This is a genomic window from Candidatus Paracaedibacter symbiosus (assembly GCF_000757605.1).
GTDB lineage: Bacteria > Pseudomonadota > Alphaproteobacteria > Paracaedibacterales > Paracaedibacteraceae > Paracaedibacter_A > Paracaedibacter_A symbiosus.
Genome location: NZ_JQAK01000045.1, coordinates 1 through 3121, shown reverse-complemented (window position 1 = coordinate 3121; position 3121 = coordinate 1). Strand labels below are relative to the sequence as shown.

6 protein-coding genes are annotated in these 3121 nt (G+C 34.1%); 2 read left to right on the top strand and 4 right to left on the bottom strand.

Features of this window, described 5'->3' with window-relative positions; genetic code table 11:
• Positions 1-148: 148 nt before the first annotated feature.
• A complete protein-coding gene (locus tag IG80_RS0112180) occupies positions 149-1030 on the top strand; it encodes an SEL1-like repeat protein (protein ID WP_032114293.1) in 882 nt (293 codons plus the stop codon).
• Positions 1031-1037: 7 nt separating this feature from the next.
• Complete coding sequence (locus IG80_RS0112175) at positions 1038-1361, top strand: hypothetical protein (protein WP_032114292.1); 324 nt, start codon at positions 1038-1040, stop codon at positions 1359-1361.
• Positions 1362-1422: 61 nt separating this feature from the next.
• Here IG80_RS0112175 and IG80_RS0112170 read toward each other — a convergent pair whose 3' ends face one another.
• Genes IG80_RS0112170 through traD form a run of 4 tightly spaced genes read right to left on the bottom strand, consistent with a single transcriptional unit; the run spans position 1423 to position 3003 of the window.
• Positions 1423-2136 (bottom strand): IS6 family transposase, encoded by a 714-nt coding sequence (locus tag IG80_RS0112170; RefSeq protein WP_032114258.1) that lies wholly within the window; start codon positions 2134-2136, stop codon positions 1423-1425.
• Positions 2137-2147: 11 nt separating this feature from the next.
• Positions 2148-2399 carry a WGR domain-containing protein gene (locus IG80_RS0112165; protein WP_032114291.1) on the bottom strand — a complete coding sequence of 84 codons (252 nt, stop codon included), beginning with the start codon at positions 2397-2399 and terminating at the stop codon, positions 2148-2150.
• An 11-nt stretch (positions 2400-2410) separates the two neighbouring features.
• Entirely contained in the window at positions 2411-2626 is a 216-nt protein-coding gene (locus IG80_RS16035; RefSeq protein ID WP_032114290.1) for a hypothetical protein, read from the bottom strand.
• A 2-nt stretch (positions 2627-2628) separates the two neighbouring features.
• On the bottom strand, positions 2629-3003 hold the full coding sequence (traD, locus tag IG80_RS0112155) for a conjugal transfer protein TraD (RefSeq protein WP_156962243.1): 375 nt from the start codon (positions 3001-3003) through the stop codon (positions 2629-2631).
• Positions 3004-3121 lie beyond the last annotated feature (118 nt).

Sequence of the window (3121 nt, the reverse complement as noted above, 5' to 3'; positions counted from 1 at the left end):
GTAAAATCTACTTAAAATGAGCAATCAAGTGAATTCTACTTATGGGTTCTTTTCAATTTTTTCCGTAGTTTGATACTAATAAGGCGCATGCCTGATTAAGAAGCATCATTAAGCTTCTCTTATTTATCTTAGATTTAAGGAGGAATACATGAAATTGAAATACTTAATGCTGACTATTATAAAATTTATTTATGTATACCAAGGGATGGCAAGCAATCCTTTAGAAAGTGAGCTTGAAAGAGAGGGTAATAGTGAAATTGTGGCCTATAGAACCATAAATTCCGTATTAGATGAAGAAACACTCAATTTTCAGGTTGAAACCCCTAAGTATTATTATATAAAAGCTGTCGCTCTACAAGATGAAGAACAAATGCAAGAGGCAATAGAATATTTTAAGCTAGCAGCTCACTCAGGTCATCATCGTGCTGCTTATATCTTGGCTCATTTCTATTTGGAGGGAAAATACTTAGAAAAATCTGCAGAAGAGGGAATGAAGTATCTTATTATGTCTAAAGATAGTGGAAACCTTGAAGCAAAACAGGAACTGGATTTTATTAGAAATTCAATAGATGAATTAACTGAATATTTGCCTGAATCAGGAATAATTAAAGGGTTACGTAAAGCAAGCTACGTAGCTAAAAAAGTTGAGAGTATTACTTGGTGGCTACAATGTAGTGGTACAGGTCTTTATCACTTCTTAGACATTTTAGGATATAATAGTCAAGCAAATTTTGTAGAAAATGGGTTACGATATAACCAAATGATTAATGGTGTAAGTAAGGTAGTTTATGGTGGAAGTGATTCAATCGTTTTTGGTAGACTTGAGCCACTTTTAACTAGTGGTCTTGGTGTCATTCAACTAGGAAGTATTTATCTGCAATCAGAAACCCTAAAACAACAAAAAAAATTAGAGTTAAAAGCTCAAAAATTGAAAAATTTAAAAAAAGAAAATTCAGAAGACTATCCTTCTGAGTGGGAATCAATTTACCATGAAAAACAACAAAAGATAAAGGAAAAGAAAAGTATGTGATAATCAAATGATAGGTGTAAATATTGCTGAAAATATTATGGGTACAACTCTTATAGCCTGGGCAGAAAATAAAGAAAGAAATTTTCTACAAGTTTTTCTGAATAGTGCATCAAAATGCTTTAAGGTATACGGCTATCAGATTATTTCTACAATCCTCAAGGAAACTCCAATTAAAGAAGTAGCAAAAAGAAAAGTGGGTAGCATTATTGACAATATCAGGAGTAATTTTAGTGAAGCACTTAATAGTAATTCTAATCTAGATAAAGTGTTTGATAAATTTAAAAACGAATTTTATGAGTATATTGATAGGTACGTAAGCATGGCACCTTAAAAGGAAGGCCCTGTTGCAAAAATATTATTTGAGCAGATTTAGGTCTTTTTGCAGTTTTCAATTAAACAGTATAGACACTGAATTGTCGGTTAACGAGACGGATTTCTCCCTTGAGTCCTTGGCGATATTTCCAAAGATCCATCTGTCCCTTTTTAAACATCCTCATCACTTCAAACCCTTTAATCGTTGCATAAGCTGTTTTCAAAGATTTAAACCCTAGAGTTGGTTTAATCAGTCGTTTGAGTTTACCATGATCAGCTTCAATAAGGTTATTGAGATACTTAATCTGTCGATGCTCAAGGTCTTGAGGACAAAGTCCTTCCTTCTTTAATTCTTTGATCGCTACAGCATAAGTAGGTGCCTTATCTGTATTAATTTTACTTGGTTTTTCCCATTCCTTAAACTTTCTTAAAGCCTTTGAAAGAAACCGTTTGGCAGCACTGATATTTCTTGTCGATGAAAGATAAAAGTCTATAGTACGCCCTCGCTTATCAAGAGCTCGATAAAGGTAAGCCCATTTACCCTTAACTTTTACATAAGTTTCATCAACTCTCCAGCTATAGCCAAGCCCTGGTTTCCAATACCACCTGAGCCTTTTCTCAATCTCTGGAGCATAAGTGATTACCCATCTATTAAGAGTTGTATGATCAACCGTAATGCCTCTTTCTTCCATCATTTCTTCAAGGTCCCGATAGCTGATCCCGTATTTACAATACCACCTTACGCATCCAAGAATAATATCCCCTTGAAAATGACGCCACTTAAAATCATTCATCCAATAGTCCTCTAATTTTTAGAAACTCTGAACGAAGACAAAACTTTTTGCAACAGGGCCTTACTAAGAATTAATTTAAATTCTTTAGCAAGTAATTGGGTATCTATAAACTGAATTGATCTCTGTCTCTCCTTATGACCTGTTCTTCCATATGTAATAACAAGAGATAAGTCTTTGAAGAGGGTAGGAAGTAAAATGATATTATAATATCTAAAAATTCCAGCTTCTTTATCTTCAGCTTTAAGATAGAACTCTGCTTGCATTAATCCATTTTCTATAAATTTAAAGATCTGAGATATAGCAAAGAGTCATGAGGATTGTAAGGATCAAGTGAGTATAATTTGTTATGAACAAAGATAACGTTTCTTTGTTTAAAAGCGCCTGATATTCGCGCTATTGCCAGAGCTTTTGTTGTGGGATCATTTGAAGAATTAAGAGCTGTTTGAATCAATTGATTCAACTTTTCAAACTTATTTTGAGAAGGCGACATAGTTATTCGCCTCTCTGAAAAGAATTAGATTTTAAAGATGTTTCAGGATCTTTTGATTTCAAGAATTGCTGCATCATGGCTTTCATACCTAAGTGATCACACTCTTGCTTGAGAGAGCCATCAACATCATTTTGAAGTTGGTCTGTCATATATAAAAGTACACCTAAAAGAGTCGTTGCTTTTTCGCGAGCAAGAGGATCAAGCTGGAGATCATTACCAAGTTCTATCTGTAATAGATCAGCAAGACCTGATTTAAGAAGCAGGCCGCCTAACTGAATTTTTGTTCTATTTTCTGCTTTGCGATCAGCATTTTCTATCCGTAATAATTTACGTTTATGATGCTGCAAATTCCAAGAATTTTTATTGAGTTGTTGCATAAGTTTATGCACTTTTTTGTGAAGAAGATGAACCTTTTTCCAACTCTTTACGAGAGAGTGTTCTTCCACAAAATTTCTGAGCGGCTTGGCGCCACTTCTCCTTAAGCTCAGGTTTTTT